This window comes from uncultured Chloroflexus sp. (assembly GCF_938091255.1).
Classification (GTDB): Bacteria; Chloroflexota; Chloroflexia; order Chloroflexales; family Chloroflexaceae; genus Chloroflexus.
The window spans coordinates 56641-75653 of sequence record NZ_CALLJH010000052.1; the positions used below are offsets into that span (position 1 = coordinate 56641).

General features: G+C 59.1%; 18 protein-coding genes. 3 read left to right on the forward strand and 15 right to left on the reverse strand.

The features are described from left to right. Nucleotides 1-76: 76 nt before the first annotated feature. The 5 genes from Q1A00_RS16165 to Q1A00_RS16185 form a co-directional block, all read right to left on the reverse strand. Nucleotides 77-1249, reverse strand: a complete 1173-nt coding sequence (locus Q1A00_RS16165; RefSeq protein ID WP_299757812.1) for a radical SAM protein — start codon at nucleotides 1247-1249, stop codon at nucleotides 77-79. Nucleotides 1250-1287: 38 nt separating this feature from the next. Next, nucleotides 1288-2820, reverse strand: a complete 1533-nt coding sequence (locus Q1A00_RS16170; RefSeq protein ID WP_298401173.1) for an aldehyde dehydrogenase family protein — start codon at nucleotides 2818-2820, stop codon at nucleotides 1288-1290. A 352-nt stretch (nucleotides 2821-3172) separates the two neighbouring features. After that, entirely contained in the window at nucleotides 3173-3430 is a 258-nt protein-coding gene (locus Q1A00_RS16175) for a hypothetical protein (protein ID WP_298483185.1), read from the reverse strand. Between the two features lies 1 nt (nucleotide 3431). Beyond that, complete coding sequence (locus tag Q1A00_RS16180; protein WP_299757817.1) at nucleotides 3432-3722, reverse strand: hypothetical protein; 291 nt, start codon at nucleotides 3720-3722, stop codon at nucleotides 3432-3434. Continuing rightward, nucleotides 3719-4780, reverse strand: coding sequence for a homoserine dehydrogenase (locus tag Q1A00_RS16185; RefSeq protein ID WP_298401182.1), 1062 nt, complete (start codon nucleotides 4778-4780; stop codon nucleotides 3719-3721). Before Q1A00_RS16185 ends, Q1A00_RS16180 begins: the two co-directional genes overlap by 4 nt. A 165-nt stretch (nucleotides 4781-4945) precedes the next feature. On the opposite strand from Q1A00_RS16185, the gene Q1A00_RS16190 reads away from it, so the two are divergent. After that, nucleotides 4946-6403 (forward strand): leucyl aminopeptidase, encoded by a 1458-nt coding sequence (locus tag Q1A00_RS16190; RefSeq protein WP_298401185.1) that lies wholly within the window; start codon nucleotides 4946-4948, stop codon nucleotides 6401-6403. Nucleotides 6404-6770: 367 nt separating this feature from the next. Here the strand turns inward: Q1A00_RS16190 and Q1A00_RS16195 are convergent, their stop codons facing one another. After that, nucleotides 6771-8963: an ATP-binding protein gene (locus tag Q1A00_RS16195; protein WP_298401189.1), complete on the reverse strand. Its 2193-nt coding sequence runs from the start codon at nucleotides 8961-8963 to the stop codon at nucleotides 6771-6773. A gap of 108 nt (nucleotides 8964-9071) precedes the next feature. On the opposite strand from Q1A00_RS16195, the gene mce reads away from it, so the two are divergent. Together mce and Q1A00_RS16205 are read left to right on the forward strand one after the other, a co-directional pair. Beyond that, nucleotides 9072-9491 (forward strand): methylmalonyl-CoA epimerase, encoded by a 420-nt coding sequence (gene mce / locus Q1A00_RS16200; protein ID WP_298401192.1) that lies wholly within the window; start codon nucleotides 9072-9074, stop codon nucleotides 9489-9491. Nucleotides 9492-9631: 140 nt separating this feature from the next. Next, nucleotides 9632-10612 carry a DinB family protein gene (locus Q1A00_RS16205; RefSeq protein WP_298401194.1) on the forward strand — a complete coding sequence of 327 codons (981 nt, stop codon included), beginning with the start codon at nucleotides 9632-9634 and terminating at the stop codon, nucleotides 10610-10612. A gap of 44 nt (nucleotides 10613-10656) precedes the next feature. On the opposite strand, the gene Q1A00_RS16210 is transcribed toward Q1A00_RS16205, so the two are convergent. The 9 genes from Q1A00_RS16210 to atpB all read right to left on the reverse strand — a co-directional run bounded on the left by Q1A00_RS16210 (nucleotide 10657) and on the right by atpB (nucleotide 18724). Next, nucleotides 10657-11667 (reverse strand): rod shape-determining protein, encoded by a 1011-nt coding sequence (locus Q1A00_RS16210; protein WP_298401196.1) that lies wholly within the window; start codon nucleotides 11665-11667, stop codon nucleotides 10657-10659. Between the two features lie 287 nt (nucleotides 11668-11954). Then, on the reverse strand, nucleotides 11955-12374 hold the full coding sequence (locus Q1A00_RS16215; protein WP_298401199.1) for a F0F1 ATP synthase subunit epsilon: 420 nt from the start codon (nucleotides 12372-12374) through the stop codon (nucleotides 11955-11957). Nucleotides 12375-12442: 68 nt separating this feature from the next. Next, a complete protein-coding gene (gene atpD, locus Q1A00_RS16220; protein ID WP_298401201.1) occupies nucleotides 12443-13858 on the reverse strand; it encodes a F0F1 ATP synthase subunit beta in 1416 nt (471 codons plus the stop codon). A gap of 18 nt (nucleotides 13859-13876) precedes the next feature. Next, nucleotides 13877-14749: a F0F1 ATP synthase subunit gamma gene (locus Q1A00_RS16225; protein ID WP_298401204.1), complete on the reverse strand. Its 873-nt coding sequence runs from the start codon at nucleotides 14747-14749 to the stop codon at nucleotides 13877-13879. Nucleotides 14750-14812: 63 nt separating this feature from the next. After that, on the reverse strand, nucleotides 14813-16381 hold the full coding sequence (gene atpA / locus Q1A00_RS16230; RefSeq protein WP_298401207.1) for a F0F1 ATP synthase subunit alpha: 1569 nt from the start codon (nucleotides 16379-16381) through the stop codon (nucleotides 14813-14815). A 57-nt stretch (nucleotides 16382-16438) separates the two neighbouring features. After that, nucleotides 16439-16912, reverse strand: coding sequence for an ATP synthase F1 subunit delta (gene atpH, locus Q1A00_RS16235; RefSeq protein WP_298401210.1), 474 nt, complete (start codon nucleotides 16910-16912; stop codon nucleotides 16439-16441). A gap of 44 nt (nucleotides 16913-16956) precedes the next feature. Continuing rightward, the gene (locus Q1A00_RS16240) at nucleotides 16957-17451 is read right to left on the reverse strand and encodes a F0F1 ATP synthase subunit B (RefSeq protein WP_298401213.1); all 495 of its coding nucleotides are present in this window, start codon (nucleotides 17449-17451) and stop codon (nucleotides 16957-16959) included. 30 nt (nucleotides 17452-17481) lie between these two features. Continuing rightward, nucleotides 17482-17712, reverse strand: a complete 231-nt coding sequence (gene atpE / locus Q1A00_RS16245; protein WP_012258898.1) for an ATP synthase F0 subunit C — start codon at nucleotides 17710-17712, stop codon at nucleotides 17482-17484. A gap of 82 nt (nucleotides 17713-17794) precedes the next feature. Beyond that, nucleotides 17795-18724, reverse strand: coding sequence for a F0F1 ATP synthase subunit A (atpB, locus tag Q1A00_RS16250; protein WP_298401229.1), 930 nt, complete (start codon nucleotides 18722-18724; stop codon nucleotides 17795-17797). Nucleotides 18725-19013 lie beyond the last annotated feature (289 nt).

Genomic DNA, 19013 nt, shown 5'->3' on the forward strand with positions numbered 1-19013 from the left:
TATCGCTTTCATTATAGCAGAGGCAAGCCGGGATTGGCAGCCCAATTGGTGAGTTGCAGTAATACGCCGATGCTTGTCAATACACAAATTCTTCGATATGGTAAATCACTACTTTTGTGCCGGGGCTGACCACCGCGCGCGCGCCGCGTTTGAGTTCTTCGAGTTGGCGGTTGATGGCGGTTTCGGGCAACGGGGAGCTGCCATACGCCTGTAGTTGGGCAAGGTACGGGCTGTCAGGCGGGACGATCAGGGGTGAAAGATAGACGATATCATCCGGGCCGAGCGGCATCGCTGCTAGTACCGCTAGCGAATGCTGCACGTGTTCGGCGGCAAATCGTTCGCCGCCGGCCCCGACCAGCAAGATTATGCCGACCGCAATCCCGGCAGCTTTGATCGTGCGCACCGCTTCGATCGCTTCCGCCGGTGAGCCCGGTTTGTTCAAGAGGCGAAAGACCGTCTCGTCACCGCTCTCTAGCCCAAGGTAGATCCGGCGCACGCCAGCGGCGGCCAGTTCGCGGTATTCGGCCAGCATTTTGCGTTCTGCGCCAAAAATGTCGAGAAAGGCGTAAATGCCTTTGAAGTTAGCCTCAGGGCCGATGGTAAATTCCTCATGCACGACCTGCAACAGCTCGCGCAGGCGCGGCTGCGGGATAATCAACGCATTGGCATCACCGAGAAAGATCGCCATCCGTAACCCCAAACCGGCCCCGACAAACTCTTTCACCCGCTGAATATGGTCGCGAAACGAGGCCGGTGCATGAATGCGAAAGGCGCGATCGCGGTAAAACGTGCAAAAATGGCAGCGGTTCCAGCTACAACCCTCAGTCGCTTGCAACACCAGTGCGCGATACTGATCCGGCGGCAAGATACTGATTGGCTTGTAGACGGAGCGAAACCGCTCGCGCTCAGCTTCGAGCCGCTCAACATCCCAGCGCCGGATCCGTTCAAGCCAGTTGCGCGCCTCCAGCGGCGCTGTGGTTTCGATCTGCTCGATCATCCGTTCGGTCTCAGCCAGCAGTTCAGCCAAGATCGTGCGTCGCTCGGCGTCGTCGAGCTTGCGCCGTTCTTTTTGGCCGGGGGCGAGCACCCGCTTGCGCAAGACCTCGCCGCTGAGACCGCGCACGTAGTTGGTGCCGTGGCGAAACGCCACGATCGGGCGGCCCTCGCCATCGAATGAGATAATCGTGCGCATGTGCTCGGCGATGGTGAGATAATGGCGTTGCAAGTTGAGGGTGATACCCGTTGTCATGGTGATATGATCACCTCAATTGAGCGTGACCGTCGCGGTCATTCGGGCAACAACGTATCCCACCATAGCCGGCCTTGCCGCCGTTGCATCAGATCGACGTGAATATGCTTCACTTCAGTATACTCATCGAGACCGTATTGGCCCATTTCGCGACCAAACCCGCTCTGGCGATAACCGCCGAACGGCGCACGCGGGTTGAGCACGTGGTGCTCGTTGATCCAGACGGTGCCGGCGCGGATGCGTTGGGCGACGGCTAGCGCCTGTTGCAGATCACGTGACCATACCGAGGCGGCAAGGCCGTAGATACTGTCATTCGCGATCCGGATCGCCTCGCCGATCTCGTCGTAGGCGAGCACGGCTAGCACCGGCCCAAAAATCTCTTCGCGGGCAATACGCATCTCAGGCTGCACGCCGGTGAAGATGGTCGGTTCGACATAATAACCGTTGACAAACACTTCACCCAACGGTCTACCACCGCCGATCGCGACCGTCGCCCCCTCTTCGCGGCCAATCGCGATGTAGCGCTCAACCTTCTCACGTTGCCGTTCGCTGATCAGCGGGCCAATGTCGGTCTCCAAATCCATCGGATCACCAATCTTCATCCCCCGCACCCGCTCAACCAACCGTTCGACCACCGTGTCGTGCAGGCTGCGCGGCAAAAGCAGGCGTGAACCGGCTTCGCACAATTGGCCAGAATGGTAAAACGCACCCCACAACACGCCATCAACTACTAGATCGAGGTCAGCGTCGGGCAGCACAATCATCGCGTTCTTGCCGCCCAATTCGAGCGTCACCCGTTTGATCTGCGGCGCTGCCAGCGCCATAATCTTGCGCCCGACTTCGGTGCTACCAGTGAAGGCGACTTTGTCAACCGCTGGATGGGCGGCCAAGTACTCGCCAACTTCGCTGCCGGGGCCGAGTACGAGATTGACGACCCCTTTCGGCAGTAGGTTCAGTTCGTGAATGGTCTGGAAGATGGCGATGGTACTGAGCGGGGCTAGCGACGAGGGCTTAAAGACGACGGTATTGCCGGTGGCCAGCGCCGGGCCGAGCTTCCACGCCGCCATGCAGAAGGCATAGTTCCACGGAATGATCTGGGCGCAGACGCCGATCGGTTCGCGCCAGACAAAATTCCACGACACCGTGGGTAAATCAGTCCATGGCAGTGGTTCATACGGGTGCTTGCGCGCCATCTCGGCGCAACCGCGCAAGATTTCAAGGCCGAGGGTAATGTCGTTGTAAGTCGTTTTGCGCAGCGGTACGCCGGCATCGCGTGATTCGATCTCGGCTAGCTCAAAATTGCGCGCTTCGAGTGCATCGGCAATCGCATGTAAAATGTCGGCCCGGCGCGCCGGGCTGGTATGTGGCCACGGACCCTGATCAAACGCGGCGCGAGCGGCGGCAATCGCTCGATCCACATCGGCATGAGTCGCGCTGGCGCAGATGGCCAGCGGCTGGCCGTTTGCCGGATCAAAGACGGTGAAAGTCTGACCGTTGCTCGCCGGCTGCCAGTCGCCGTCGATGTACTGGTCATAGTGGGGTAACCCTTCCGGGGAGTGTTCGTGCCTCATTGCAAGACTCCTGTCTGGCGGGAGTGAAAAAAGATGCCGCTGTGCGTCACAGTGTAACACGCCGCGTCATAAAACTCAAGTAGGGTTAGGCCAACTCTGCCGTGAGAGCATGCTTGATGATACGCGCCACCCCCTGCCTGTCATTGTGCGCTGCCCAGAGGGGCAGATCGCTGCTCTGTCCGCGCGCGGCGCAGCGATCCTCCGTGCGAGCAGAACTACACCGCTCAGGCATTCATTCCGCTAAAACGGGAGATTGCGTCGGTCGGGCGATACCTAGACGCGCTGGGTGCCGCCGCTCCCTTGCAATGACAGCTTGGTGCGTGAACCTGAACCATAAGCCGGTAGTGCGTGTTCATCCGCGGTGCTGCGCGTTGGCCGGCAATGCTGCCCGGTGCTCATCGTCAATGAAAGCTGCCGCAAGTGCGTTGGCTTGCACGGTGTGTAATTCGGCGGTGCTCAGGCCGAGCCGGTCACGAGCTACTCGATATTCGTGCGGCACATCGATTGCGCTGATGCCGGGCTCATCGCTGTTAAGGGTGATGTGCAGACCGGCGCGCAACAGTTGCGGTAACGGGTGTGTATCGTACCCGCTGACGGTTGGGGTTTGCACATTACTGGTCGGGCACCCTAATCCGAGCAACGGTATCTTCGTCAACGCAGATCAGCTTGAGCAACTCAAAGCGGGCGATAAAGTCCATCACCGAAGCGGCGACGCCTTGGATGTGCGCAGACGGACGCAACCCTTCGACTGTATCTGCCGGCAGGTGAATGCTATAGGCGCCGGCTAGATCAAGGATCGTCGTCAGCCGGACATTGCCATCGAGATGGCGATGCAGGTCGATCAACGGCAGATCGCGGGCAATCGGTTGTGGGCTAGTGGCAGTTTCGGCAAGCGAATTCATAATTCTCGCGCAGTAGCAATAATGTCACTCAACACGCCGGCTGCCGTGACTTCGACGCCGGCCCCCGGCCCGCGCACGACCAGTGGCCGGTCGTGATAGCGGCGGGTGGTAAAGCTGATCAGATTATCTGGGCCGCTCAAGCTGGCCAACGGATGGTTGGCGGCGATTTCGCGCAACCCGACTTCGACGCTCTCTGGCGTAATCCGCGTGATGTACCGCAAGACGTTGCCGTTGGCGCGCGCTGCAGCCAATCGACTCATCATCTCCTCTTCCGCCTCGCTGAGGCGCTGGAGGAACTCGGCGACACTCACGTTAGCCAGATGGGGCGGGAAGAGCGGTTCAGCGATCACCGCCTCAGCCGGCAGATGGTTCCCACAGGTGCGGGCCAGAATCAACGCTTTGCGCGCTACATCAGCGCCGCTCAGGTCATCGCGCGGATCCGGCTCGGTATAGCCCAAGCGGTACGCCGTGCGCACCGCGTCGGCAAAGCTGCTTCCCGCTTCCAGCTCGCTCATTAGAAAGCCGAGCGTACCGCTTAGTGCCGCCTCAATGCAGACCACTTCATCGCCGCTATCGAGCAGGCTTTGCAACGTGCTTATCACCGGCAACCCGGCGCCAACAGTTGCTTCGTAGCGGGTTGCGCCTCGCTCGGTCAAGGCGGCAAAGAGATCATATCCTTCGCACAGTGGCCGTTTGTTCGCCAACACCACCCGATGCCCAGCCGAGATGGCTGCCGCCAATGGTGCAGCATGGCCACTAGCTGCCGTCACATCTACGACAACCGCCATCGCGGCGGGGAGTAGCTCGATCCAGTGCCGGTCAACGATGGCGCCGGCAAGGCTATCAATCCCGTTGCCGGCCTCTTTCACGGCGAGAATTTGGCGCACCTGCTCTTCACTTAAGGCCGGATCGCCGGCTATTGCGCCGCGACTGTCTACCACAGCCACATAACGAAGATCAATCCCGTACCGACGGCGAATGGCAGGCGCTACAGCGAGGATCTGGCGTGCTAGCGCGCGCCCTACGCCGCCGAGACCGAGTTGAATGATGGGTGTCATAGTTGCCCCTCTGCACTGCCTGTATGTGTTTGCCTATTCTACCATAGGCTTTGGGTGGCGTATCACGGCCCTCTTCTCGGTTTCTGCCGTCATTTGACGCTCGGCCCGCTCCACCGTACAATACCATTCTGAAATGAATGACTTGTCATCTTTTTCGAGGGCACTATGCAATGTGAAGTTCAGAGCGGCAGCCTATTCGAAGCCGCAGCCGATCTTGCCGTTTTGCTGTACGCTGAAGACGAGTCGATCCCCGCGCCGGTCGCCGAACTATGCGAGGCGGGTGATGCAACCGGACGCTGGAAGCAGCAAACGCTGCTCTATCCGCGCGGCACGCTGCCGGCCCGCCGCCTGCTGCTCCTCGGTATGGGCAAGCGTTCGGCGATAACCGCCGATACCGTTCGCCAAGCAGCGGCGCTGGCAGCGCAGCGGGCGCAAGAGCTGAAGGTTACGACCTACCACCTTGGTTATAATGGCAATCTGCCGTTAGCGCCGGCTGTGTTCGGCCAAGCGTTTGCCGAAGGCAGTGTGCTCGGCTCGTACCGCTATCTCCGCTACAAGAGCGATCGCGAAGAGCCGCCGTCATTGACTCCTATTTTGCAGGCTGGCGCTGATGCCGAAGCTGCCGTTGCCGGCGTTCGGCGAGGTCAAATCATTGCCCGTGCCACCGCGTTTGCCCGCGATCTCGCCAATGGCCCCGGCAATGAGGTTACGCCGGCCTTCCTCGGCCAGACCGCGCTTGAGTTGGGTGAACGCCTTGGCCTTAAGGTGACGGTGCTCGATAAGCCGCAACTTGTCGAACAGGGTTTTGGCGGTATTCTCGCTGTCGGCCAAGGTTCGGCCAATGAGCCGCGCTTTATCGTTATGGAGCACGGTGTTGCCGGCAATGGCCCCACCATCTGTCTGGTCGGGAAAGGGATTACCTTCGACACCGGCGGGATCAGCATCAAACCTGCCGAGAAGATGGACGATATGAAGATGGATATGAGCGGCGCCGCAGCGGTGTTTGGCGCGATGCAAGCTGTGGCTGAGTTGCAGGTGCCGCTCCACGTCGTCGGTATTGTCTGCGCCGCCGAAAATATGCCGAGCGGCACCGCATATCGGCCCGGCGATATTATCCGCACGCTGAGCGGTAAGACGGTCGAGGTGCTCAATACCGACGCCGAGGGCCGGATCGTGCTCGCCGATGGTCTCTATTACGCGCAGCGCTACCAACCTGCCGCGATTGTTGATCTAGCCACCCTGACCGGTGCCATCATGGTTGCGCTTGGCCCGCACGCGGTTGGTTTGATGGGGAACAACCAAGAGCTAGCCAACCGTCTTATCGCTGCCGGCGAAACCACTGCCGAGCGGGTCTGGCAGTTGCCGTTGTGGGATGAGTACCGCGACGCGATGAAGAGCGAGATTGCCGATCTGAAGAATACTGGTGGCCGCTATGGTGGGGCAATTACCGCCGCCGCTTTCCTCGCCGCCTTTGTCGGCGATTATCCGTGGGCGCATCTCGATATTGCCGGCACGGCATGGGTGGAAAAGCCGGCGCGCGCATATCAATCGCGTGGCGCTACCGGCATTGGTGTGCGGTTGCTGGTTGAGTGGTTGCAAGGCTATGTCGGGGCGCAGGGGTAATGCCGGCTGTGAGGGTGGGTGAATATTGTTCCCCACCTCAACCTTCCCCCCGAAGAGCGAAAGGCAGCGTACCCTTCCTATCTCCCCTCCCTTAGCGGGGGTAGGGGCGTCCCATCGGGAGTGGGGCGCTGCCGCGTTCCCCACCCACACCACCGTTAACCGAATAGAATGCAGCTCCCCCTTCTGCCGTTCGGTGAGATTGGGGGCCGGGGGTGAGGGCACGCGATCCTCTACGCACCGGTTCGCCCTTACCCCCAGCCTCTTCACCCTCTGCGTTTGTAGCGCCCTCTGCGGTAACCCCCGCTCCCGCGGCAAGGTAGGAGCGAGGGCCGGGGGTTGGGGGCCAACAGCCTGCGCTTTCTCCTCGCTACTCCCTATCTCCCCCCTCATCGCCGGCAAGCTCGCCGCGTGGCGCCGACCAAATTGGCAGGGTAAACGAGAAGCTACTCCCCTTTCCTACCGCACTCTGCACCCAAATCCGGCCTCCATGCAACTCAACCAGCAAGCGCGTAATGTACAATCCTAGCCCAACACCGCTCTTCTGGCGCGTATTGCTGTTATCGACCCGCTGAAACCGCTCGAATAGCTTGGCTTGGTTTTCAGGGGCAATCCCAATGCCCTGATCACTCACGACAATCAACATCCACTGGCCGGGTGGATGGTTAGCCGGCAAATCACTCATTTCTGCGCAACGCACCGTCAATTGAATTTCGGTGCCTTCCGGACTATACTTGATGGCATTGCTCAGCAAGTTGAAGATAATTTGCTTCACCTTGTCGCGGTCGGCGGATACCGGCGGCAATGGGGAGCGCATATCAATCAGGAGCTTGTGCTGCACGAGTTGGGTGTGAAGCTGAAGAGTCAACTCCTCGATAATGTTGCCTAGCCGAACCGCCCACCGGTTCAGCTTCACCACCCCGGCTTCAAGCCGTGAAACATCGAGCAGATCCTTCACTAACTTGTGCAGCCGCTCGGCTTCGTTCGAGACGGTGGTCAAAAACTCGCGCTGGCTGGTTTCATCAAGATCTTGTCGGTTCAACAAAATTTCGGTGTAGCCAAGGATCGATGTCAACGGCGTGCGCAACTCATGCGACACAATACCGATAAACTCATTCTTCAGCCGGTCTGACTCGTGTTCGCGCGTGCGATCACTCACCACCCACAACCGGCCCGTCAATTGCTGCTGGCTGTCGCGGGTCGGCACCGAAAGCACGTGTAATGCTTGGTAGGGCTGGCGGAGTTGCAGACTCGTTTCAAAGACTTGATCGGGGGCGCGCTGGCCAAGATTGCAGAACTCGCTCAAGCGCAACGGATCTTCCAGCCGGGCCAGCAAATGATCAACCAAATCAATCCCAACGTAAAAGAAAGGTTGTTGCGATTGTTCCGGCAAGCGCCAGACCTGATACCACGCTGGGTTGGCGCGAATGACGCGACCTTTCAGGTCAATCAGCGCTAATCCGATGGGCAAGCTGCTAAACACTTGACCAAGATGGTATGACGTTTCATACGCGACTTGGTACGCCGCGGCGCGGGCCAGCGGTCTCCCCGCTCGCTCGCGGAGCGCATCAATAAACGCGAGCACCTCTTCGTTGAAGGTATTGGCTCGCTGGCTGTGCAGGATCAAGACCGCCAGCACCTGATCATCCGCAATGATAGGCGCTGCCAGCTCGGCTCGCAACGGCATGCTGTGCGGCAAACCCGGCTCGCGCCCGGCGTCGCGTACCAAGAGCGGGCGCTGCGTCTTGACGGCCTGTCCGGCCAACCCAATATCCCAGCTCCAGCGCTGGCGCGGCATAACCGCCAATGCTGCGCCAGTGCGTTCGGCTTCATACCCTTCGTAGAGATGAAGCACGAGTTCGTGCCGATCGGAATCGACCAGCGTGATTGCGCCGGCTTCCGCGCCGCTGCCTTCTAATGCCCGCCGTAAGATGATTCCTAACAACTCGTGCAAGTCGAGCGTGCGGTCAAGCTGTTCATTGAGGGCGATGATCTTCTGGCGCAGCGAAGGAGCAAGCGTAAGGCCAAGCGGCGTCTCGCCGGCAAAGCGCGGCGTGGGCAGACGTGGCAACCGTGCTCCTTCTTGCGCAATGGCTGCTGCTAGTTGCGGCTTGAGCGACTCGATCACTTCGCTAATCCGGCCGTCTAGCCGGCGCTGATCGTCGCTGCGTAGTTCAAGAATGCCCCAGAGTCGCCCACCCCAAAAAATTGGCGCCCCTAGATACCCTGCCGAAATAACCGGCAAACTCTCAGTTTGGCGGCCGTTGCCTAGTGCAATCGTTTTGGTAACAGTCTTGCCGCCGAGCGCCACGGCCCGCGTCAGGCTGTCGTCCCAAGGGTAGGCCCATGACTCTGGCGAGTAGATTTGCTGGCGGGTTGCCCCCGGCCGGGCCGATTGCAGCCAACACGTCAACCGGCCGTCACGGTAACGGGTGGCGAAGCGCAACAAGCCAAAGAGACGGTGAATACGCTGCACCAGCGGCTGCTCTTCCTGCAAGATGCGGGAGGCTGCCGCGACCACGAACAGCATACTCGTTGTCGGATCATCTGTTTCGTGTGTCATTATTGTTCATTGTAATCAACCCCGAGTGGCTGTCAATGATCTTGTGCTACGCTTGTGCTATGATATGCTATATCCATCGGTGTACCGGTGGAAGTGAAGGAGTATGCCATGTTTACTGCGGTCGATCACATTGGCCTCGTAGTAGCTGATCTCGATGCAGCGATCGATTTTTACCGCACTGCCTTCGATATAACGGAATGGGAGCGGATCGAGCTGCCCGAGCGCCACGCTGCGATTGGGGTGGCCCGGTTTGGCGATGTGTTGATCGAGTTGATTGCGCCGACCAGTGATCAAGCCAGTTTTGCCCGCTTCTTGCGCGAGAAGGGGCCGGGGATGCACCATATTGCTTATCGCGTCGATGATATCAATGCCGCGTTGGCCACACTTCAAGCGCGGGGCATTCCATTGATCGACCGCGAGCCGCGTCTCGGTATTCACGATACGCTCGTGGCTTTTGTCCATCCCAAGGCTGGCGGGCAGGGGGTGCTGGTTGAATTGGTTCAGCATCGCTCATCCCATCATGCATAGTTTAGGCCATTGTGGCTTGAATGTAAGATGGCAAAGCAAGCTTCTACCGCTTGACGGGCGCCTGTTGCTGGTCAGTAGTATGCATAGACATACTGCAAACAGGTTGGAGGAGGCTAATTTTTTCATGCGGAGCAGAACGTATGACAACCAACGACGCAGATGATCGCCGCCTGTTGGTGAGTATGAGCGTTGGCCAGACGGCCTATGCGGTGTGGGCCAAACAGGCGCGGCGTGAGCGCTTCTTCAACATTGCCCGTCTGCTCGAAGCATCGGCGGCGGTCAAACGGGTGCGCGCCGAACAGGCGATGCGTCGATTGGGTGAAGTGGCGCAGACGCTGACCAATATCAATCATGCGCTGGCCGGCCTTGAACCGGAAGCGATAGCGACCGGCCCAGTGACTGGCACCAGCGCCTTTCAGCGTGAATACCTCGAACGGGCCGCCCTTGCGTTGGCCGCTGGCCGTGATCTCACCTATACCGAGCTGGGTGACCTCTTTGTATGTAGCACGTGCGGCCGGCTGATGGAAGGCGATCCGCCGGCATTCTGCCCTGAATGCGGCACCGTGCGCGAGGGCTTTCTCGAATTTCGGATTGTTGATGGCATGGGCACGCTGGGGCCGCACGCTATCGTGCGCCGGCTTGAGCAAGGTTTGAAAACCGTGCCAGCGCTGGTGTCCGGTCTCAGTGAAGAACAATTGGCCACGCCGGTCAACGGGTTCCCGGCTTTCAAGGATTTGATCGGTCATCTCACCGACATGGATATTGTCTTCCGCGAGCGCGCATGGATGATCTTAGAGACAAACCAACCTAAGTTGTCGATAGCACATCCGCCGACGCTGCGAAACGCGGTGAAATATCGTACCGTACCAATTGACGAGTTGCTCGAGCAATATACCACGAGCCGCCAGCAGACGTTAGGGTTGCTGCGCGGCCTAACTCAAGCAGCATGGCAGCGGATCGGCCATCACGAGATTTACGGGCCGGTACCGCTCTTGCATCAGGGGAATTGGGTCATTGCGCACGAGCAGGGACATTTGATTGAATTAGCCCAAATGCGCCATAACATATTGTACGGGCATAACCGTTCTATCGACATTGTGCAAGAACTATTACACCCGTAGTCGCTGTACGGCGTGCGGCTCCAGAAGCCGCACGCCATGGATCATCACGTCAGATCTAACCCGCTCAGACTGTCGTACAGCACATCAAGGTTTTCCAACGCCAAACCGGTGCCGATTGCCACGCACGATGCCGGCTGATCGGCCACATAGCAGGGCACCCCAGTCACCTCAGTCAACAGATCATTGATCCGGCGCAACATTGAACCGCCGCCGGTCATCACCATCCCCTTATCGATAATGTCTGAGCTGAGTTCTGGCGGTGTTTCAACCAGCACCGCACGCACCGCATTGACAATCGCCTCCAGCGGCTCTTGGATCGCCTCGGTAATCTCGTTGCTGTCAACTTGGATCGTGCGCGGCAAACCGGTGACTTGATCGCGCCCGCGCACCTGTGTTACCAGTGGCTTATCGAGCGGCAATGCTGAGCCAATCTCGATCTTCACCGCTTCGGCGGTACGTTCGCCGATGAGCACGTTGTATTTCCGCTTGATGTACGAGGCAATTGCCTCATCGAACCGGTTGCCGCCGACCCGCACCGAGGTGCTCACCACAATGTCGTTGAGAGAGATTACGGCCACTTCAGTCGTGCCGCCGCCGATATCGATGATGAGATTGCCCGATGGTTGTGCAATCGGGATGTTGGCTCCAATCGCGGCAGCTAGCGGCTCGCGGATTAGGTAGGCCTTGCCAGCCCCCGCCTCAAGGGCCGCGTAGCGCACGGCCCTCATCTCGACGCTGGTGACGCCAGCGGGAATACAGATCATCACTTCAGGCCGCGAGAAGCGAAATCGTCCAGCCGCGCGCCCAATAAAGTGGCGGAGCATCTCTTCCGTCACCACATAATCGGCGATCACGCCGTTGCGCATCGGGCGCACGACCTCGATACTCTCTGGTTCGCGGCCTAACATTGCCATCGCTTCGGCGCCGACGGCGCGCACGCGCCCGTCGCGGGTGCTCAACGCCACCGCTGACGGTTCGGAAAGGACGATGCCTTTGCCTTTGACGTACACTAACACATTGGCAGTGCCAAGATCAATCCCGATTTTGCGGGCCATAGATGTTCCTATTGATGAATGTTGGAAACGGCAGCGTGTGCTGCTATTTCAAGATAGTCGTGATGCATCAGAGTTTAGCATGCCATTGCGCGGGAGCTCTGCACCCGCATTCAGCTCTGCTGAGCGCAGCATTGTCGGATCCTATTGGCAAAAAAGCCGCTTCAGCATAATCGCGGCGTATTATAACAAATGATGAGGGATACTGGCAATTGACAATAGGGACACAGCCCTGCTGTGTCCCTGCCCAGTTACCGTCTTTGCGTTCCGCGCCATGCACCGTTAAGTGATTACGATTGGCGTCGTTTAAGTTTATTGAGTTGGGCCACGCGCAGGCGCACCATCTCTTTGCGCAGTTTAGCTTCGGCCAGCGCCATATCGCGCTCACTCTGCGCTTCGCGCCGGCGCGCTTCAGCTTCGGCTCGCGCCTGCTCGGCCCGCGCTTCGTCGATCTCATCGGCCCGTTCGACCGTATCGGCGAGAATGGTCACCCGGTGCGGCAACACCTCCATAAACCCGCCTGACACGGCAAACGGCGTGCGCTCGCCATTCTTGATAATATCAAGCTCACCCGGTTCGAGGATCGTCATCAGCGGCGCGTGGCGGGGCAGAATACCAACCCGGCCGTCTTTGGTCGGTGCGCTAATCATGTCAACGTCATCCGACAAGATCACGCGTTCGGCAGTGACAATCTCTAGATGGATGGGCATAGACTGCTCCTTCCCCTGCCGTTCATCGAAGCCGGCGGTGACGAATGGCCGTTACCGCCGGTCTATGCCTACTTCTGGCTGGCCTGATATGCGGCCAGCACGTCGTCGAAATCGCCCTGCATGTAGAAGAACGACTCAGGAATGTGATCGCCTTCGCCGTTGAGCAGACGGGCAAAGCTCTCAACCGTCTTCTTCACCGGCACATACTTGCCGGGTCGGCCAGTGAACTGTTGTGCCACCGTGAATGGCTGCGAGAAGAACAGCTCAATCTTGCGTGCGCGCTGCACGGTCAGCTTGTCCTCGTCGCTCAGCTCTTCCATGCCGAGAATGGCAATGATGTCTTTAAGGTCTTTATAGCGCTGCAACACGCGCTTCACCTCTTGCGCCACCCGGTAATGCTCCTCGCCGACGATGTTCGGATCGAGAATGCGCGAGGTTGATGCTAGCGGATCGACCGCCGGGAAGATCGCGCGCTCGGCGATGCTGCGTTCGAGCGAGATCGTCGCGTCGAGGTGGCTAAACACGGTTGCCGGCGCCGGGTCAGTGTAGTCGTCTGCCGGCACGTACACCGCTTGCATCGAAGTAATCGAACCGCGCTTGGTAGAGGTGATCCGCTCTTGCAGTTCGCCCATCTCGGTGCCGAGCGTCGGCTGGTATCCCACCTGTGATGGCATACGCCCGAGCAGCGATGACACCTCGGAACCGGCCTGCACGAAGCGGAAGATATTGTCGATAAAGAGCAGAATGTCACGCCCCTCATCGCGGAAGTATTCAGCCATCGTCAGCGCAGTCAAGCCGACGCGCAGACGCGCTCCCGGTGGCTCGTTCATCTGGCCGAAGACCATCACCGTCTTGTCAAACACGGTGGTGTTCTCGTCAATACGGGCCTCGCGCATTTCGTGAATGAGGTCATTTCCTTCACGCGAGCGCTCACCCACACCGGCGAAGACTGAGAAGCCCGACTGCTCTTTGGCGATATTCGCAATCAGCTCTTGGATCACCACCGTCTTGCCCACGCCGGCGCCGCCGAAGATGGCCGTCTTGCCACCGCGGGTAAACGGTGCGATCAAGTCAATTACCTTAATCCCTGTCTCGAAGATTTGCGCTTGAGTATTCTGCTCTTCAAAGCTAGGCGGATCGCGGTGGATCGGGCGACGCTCCACCTCTGGACCAATCGGCGCCTGACCATCGATCGGGTCGCCCAGCACGTTAAACACACGGCCCAACGTTGCCGGGCCAACCGGCACCGCAATCGGGCGACCGGTATCGATAATCTCGAGCCCGCGTCGCAGGCCATCGGTCGAACCCATCGCGACCGCCTTCACCACGCCATTGCCGAGCTGCTGTTGCACCTCGCAGACGAGGCGGCCGCCGTTTTCCAGCGGAATCTCAATTGCGTTATAGATTTCCGGCACCTGATTTTCCGGGAACTTGGCCCGGATGACGACGCCGATAATCTCTTGAATAACCCCCTTTGCCGGCATCGGCTCCTCCTCTCAGCATTAACTGGCGAGGGCAGCGGCGCCCGAAGCGATCTCGCTGACCTCTTTCGTAATAGCGGCTTGCCGCGCCTTGTTGAATGAAAGCGTCAGGTCGCGCACCAGATCCTTCGCGTTATTGGTAGCGTTGCGCATTGCCACCATCCGCGCGCTATGCTCGCTGGCGATGCTCTCAAGCACTGCCTGATAGATCTGGGTCTCGACATACCGCGGCAGAATGCTATTCAATACCTCTTCTTCACCCGGCTCGTAGGTATAATCAACGTTGGTGGTCGTTGAGATATCGGGGCTTTCTACCGGCAACAACTGCTTAATCGCCGGTCGCTGCACCAGCGTATTAATGAACTCACTGTAAATGATGTAGAGTTCGTCGTACTTGCCTGCTTGGAATCCGCTAATTGCGCTGATCGCCACGCCGAGGATCGCCTCAAGCTTTGGCGCATCGCCGAGACGTGTGGCTTCGCCAGCGGGCGCAAAGCCGGTGCGCAGGAAGAAATCGCGCCCTTTGCGGCCAAAGGTGTAAATATCGACCGTGCGGCCCATGGCGCGCTGCTCAGTGATAAAGCGCCCAGCGCGGCGCAAGACATTGGCGACAAGGCTGCCGCAGAGACCGCGATCGGGTGTCACCACCAACAACGCCACACTCTTGACCGTTTCGCGCTTTTCGAGCAGAGTGCCGCGGCGCGCTGCTCCTACCACCCGCGCCGTCAAATTGGCCATCACCTCCCGCATGCGGTCAGCATACGGGCGGGTAGCTAACACATTCCGTTGGGCGCGCCGCATCTTCGAGGCCGATACCATCTCCATCGCCCGCGTGATTTGGGCGACGTTCTTCACGGATCGGATGCGGCGCTTAATCTCGCGACTACTCGGCATATCGAACCCTTTGCAGTCATGCGACCGGCGAGCGGGCCTGCGCCCGCCCGCCGGTGGAGCCTGCTAGCTATAATTGCTGGTTGCCTTAAACTCCTTAATCGCCGACTCCAGCGCCTCTTTCACTTCCGGCGTGGGGAACTTGCGATCAAGGCGATTGTCGTAGATCAGCTTCCGCACCTCTGGATGAGCGGTGCGCAGGAAGGCCAGAAAATCGTCGCGCCACTTGGTGATCATCGGCACCGGCACATCGTCGAGGTAGTTGTTGGTGGCCGCATAGAGCACAGCGACCTGATCCTCGACTGCCAACGGTTGATACTGCGGCTGCTTTAACAGCTCTTGCAGGCGCTGACCACGCTCGATCTGCGCCTTAGTGGTCGCATCGAGGTCGCTGGCAAACTGGGCAAAGGCGGCTAGATCACGGAACTGGGCCAACTCGCCTTTCAGCTTACCGGCCACCGCGCGCATAGCCCGCGTCTGCGCCGCGCCACCCACGCGCGACACCGAAATACCGACGTTGAGCGCCGGGCGCTGGCCGGCGTTGAACAAGTCGGACTCAAGGTAGATCTGGCCGTCAGTAATTGAAATGACGTTGGTCGGGATGTAAGCCGATACGTCGTTCGCCTGCGTCTCGATTACCGGCAGCGCGGTCAGCGAACCGCCGCCGTATTCCTCGCTGAGGCGGGCAGCGCGCTCGAGCAAGCGCGAGTGCAGGTAGAACACGTCGCCGGGGTACGCTTCGCGGCCCGGCGGGCGGCGCAGCAAGAGCGACACCTGCCGGTAAGCAACGGCGTGCTTGCTCAAGTCGTCATAGACGATTAGGGCGTCGCGCACCAATTGCCCATTGAGCATCACGCCATTCTCCATAATCTCTTCACCCATCGCACAGCCGGCATAGGGCGCAATGTACTGGAGGGCGGCGCTTTCCGAGGCGGTCGCCGACACCACAATCGTATACTCCATCGCGCCGAACTTCTCGAGGGTGCCGACCACCTGCGCTACCTGTGCGCGGCGCTGACCGATCGCAACGTAGATACACACCATCCCTTGGCCCTTCTGGTTGAGGATGGTATCAATTGCGACAGCCGTCTTACCGGTCTGGCGGTCGCCGATGATCAACTCGCGCTGGCCACGCCCAATCGGAATCAGTGCGTCAATCGCGATAATCCCGGTTTGCACCGGCGTATCAACTGATTTGCGGGTGATCACACCGGGGGCGATGCGCTCAATCGGGCGCGTCTTGTCATACGGGATCGGCCCTTTGCCATCGATCGGCTGGCCGAGCGGGTTAACCACACGGCCCAACAGACCCTGCCCGACCGGGACTGAAATCACGCGCCCGGTCGAGGTCACCATATCCCCTTCCTCGATCGTCTCGTCATCGCCGAGAATAATCGCCGCGACGCTATCTTGTTCGAGGTTAAGGGCAATGCCATAAATCGATTCATTCCGGCCGGCCTTGGGCGGGAACTCGACAATCTCAGAGGCGACGACCTGATCAAGGCCGGACAGCCGCGCGACGCCGTCACCGACGGCAATCACCGTTCCGACATTGACCTGACGCGGCTGAAGGTCGACGCCGCTGGTGATCCCCTGCTTCAGCCGGGCGATCAATTCTTCAGTAATCGTCGTCATGCTCTACTCCGTCGCGCTGGCGGTCGGCGACACCGGGCCAGCGAGCTGAGTGCTACTCTAACTTGCCTGCAATACACGCTGAATGGCGCTGAGGCGGGCGCGCAGGCTATTATCAAGCACCTGATCGCCAACCCGAATAATCAACCCACCAATCAGCGTTGGATCAACATAATACGTCACGTGGACGTCACCGTAGCGCTGGCGCAATTCGCTCGCAATGTGCTCTTTCTGCTCACTGCTCAGCTCGATCGCGCTGGTCACACTCGCGTCGATTACACGGCTGCCGCTCTCGAGATAGCTCTGCAAGGCGGTTGCCACGGCGCCCAACTCGCCGGTCAGCCCCTCTTTGGCCATTGCGAGCAAGAAATTACGCACTTGGGGCAGCAGATCGTCTGGTAGGGCTGCTGCAGCATCGCTCGGCGCACGGCCGGCGATCCGTGGCGCCGCGGCCCGAATCTGCTCAGCGGCAGTGGTAAGCAGCGCTTCTACCAGCGGGCTGGCCAGCTCCCGTGCATCAATGGTCGTTGCCATACGTTCTGTTTCCTCTGGCAGACTAGTAGCGCCGGTCTGCGACGTTAGTTGCGGCGATCAAGCGCCTTCAATGACTCGGCAATCAACGCATCGTGGCCGCGGGCCTGCAATTCGGCACCGAGCACGAGGCTCGCCGTCAATGTGACCAGATCGGCGATCTGAGTCTTGGCTTCGCTCATCATCCGCGCCCGCTCTTGTTCAGCCTGCGCGCGGGCCTCTTCCTTTATGCGCTCGGCTTCGCGGCGCGCTTGGGCAATGATCTCAGCCTCCTGCTGCTTGGCCCGCTCTTGCGCCTGCGCCACGATCTTGGCCGCCTCTTGCCGCGCCTTGGCGATTTCCGCCTCATAATCGCGCTTGGCGTTCGCCAACTGCTCGCGCACCTTCTCAGCGTCGCGGACGCTCTCTTCGATCCGCTTGGTGCGCTCATTCAGCAGGTTCATTACCGGCCGGTACAGCAGCGCGCGCAGAATGAAGATCAGCAACAGAAAGTTGATCAGTTGCGCGATCAATAGGGTCGGATTAATACCTAGTGCTTCCACCCTGCAAACCTCCCGTAAACGCGCAATACTTTACTGCAACACGCCGAAACCGATCAAGAATGCAATCACCAGACCGAAGATGGCAAGCGCTTCGGTAAAGGCGATACCGATAAACATGTAGGTGACGACCCGGTTCTCGATTTCAGGATTGCGACCGATCGCCTGCACCGCACCCGACACGATGATGCCAATGCCAACACCCGGCCCAATAGCGCCCAGACCAACGGCGAGCGCGGTTGCGACGAGATTCAGACCCTCCATGATTGAGATGCCTCCTTAAAGCAGACTCTGCAACGATCCCAGCATTATCGAACAATCGCGGAGTATTCCGCGCGAACCCGCGTCAATGCGCATGCTCCTCATCGTGGCCGGTTACGGCAATGTTGAGAAAGGCGTAGGTTAGCAGCGCGAAGATCAACGCCTGGATAAACCCAACGAACACCTCGAAGCCATAAAAGGGAAGTGGGAGCAATAACGGCACGAGGAAGGCCATTACCACCAGCAGCACTTCGCCGGCGAAGATATTGCCGAAAAGACGGAAGGCCAGCGCGAAGGGCTTCACTAGCTCAGAGATAAACTCGATGATACCGACGAACGACATAATACCGTTCAGGTTGAAGAACTTCTTCAAATAGCCCGGCCCGAGGGCGCGGAAGCCCCAGTACTCGATGAAAACGAACGAGATGATCGCAATGGCAAAAGTGAAGTTGAGATCAGCCGCCGGCGCGCGGAAGAGCGGGATCAACTTCTTGCCCTGCCAAGCGCAGGTGTCATACATCTCTTCGCTCTCGGCTGCCAGTACGCTAGCCGGCCCGGCGATTGCTAACCGCTCCTCGGTGACTACGCCATGCTTCTCTTTTTTCTCGTGGCAGACGCCGATCGAGCCAACCCCCGGTAACAAGCCAAACCAGTTGCCAAACAGTACGAAGAGAAAGATCGTCGCTACCAATGGGAAAGCGGTTGCGACATACTTCGCGTTGATGTTGCGGAAGAGATTGTACAACGTTTCGAGGATAAATTCCATCACATTCTGCAACCCGCGTGGCACCATCTGCAGATTGCGAGTGGCAGCAAACGCCAGCGCAATCACTAAGATGTCAATAATGATGCTGACGACAAACGAGTTGGTGATGGGAAAACCGGGGATGCCGTCAAAGATGACTTCGGCGGCGACTTCGACGTGTGGCGGGCCTGTGTACAGGAAAAAGCGGCTAGCAATCGAAATGATGAGCGCCCCTACAATGATCAGAATGTTTCGAGTCCGCGTTGACAACGCCTACCTCCTGCTCGACAACGTCGGGCATTGCTCAGCGCCATATCCTGTGCGCGCTGCAGCCCGGAGCGCGAACGACCACTTTTTTGTTCCGTCTTTCACAAGCAGTATAGCGCACCTCGCAAAATTTCGCAAACAACCCGCTTGGCGATAGAGATTGTTACGGTTTTGCGAAGCCGTCGCGAGTATACCATAGCTATGCGGTACGGGCAAACGACGGGGCGAGAAGGGGAACAGGACCGGCATACGGTCGTCATAGGGTCGGTAGGGGCATAGCGTCGCTATGCCC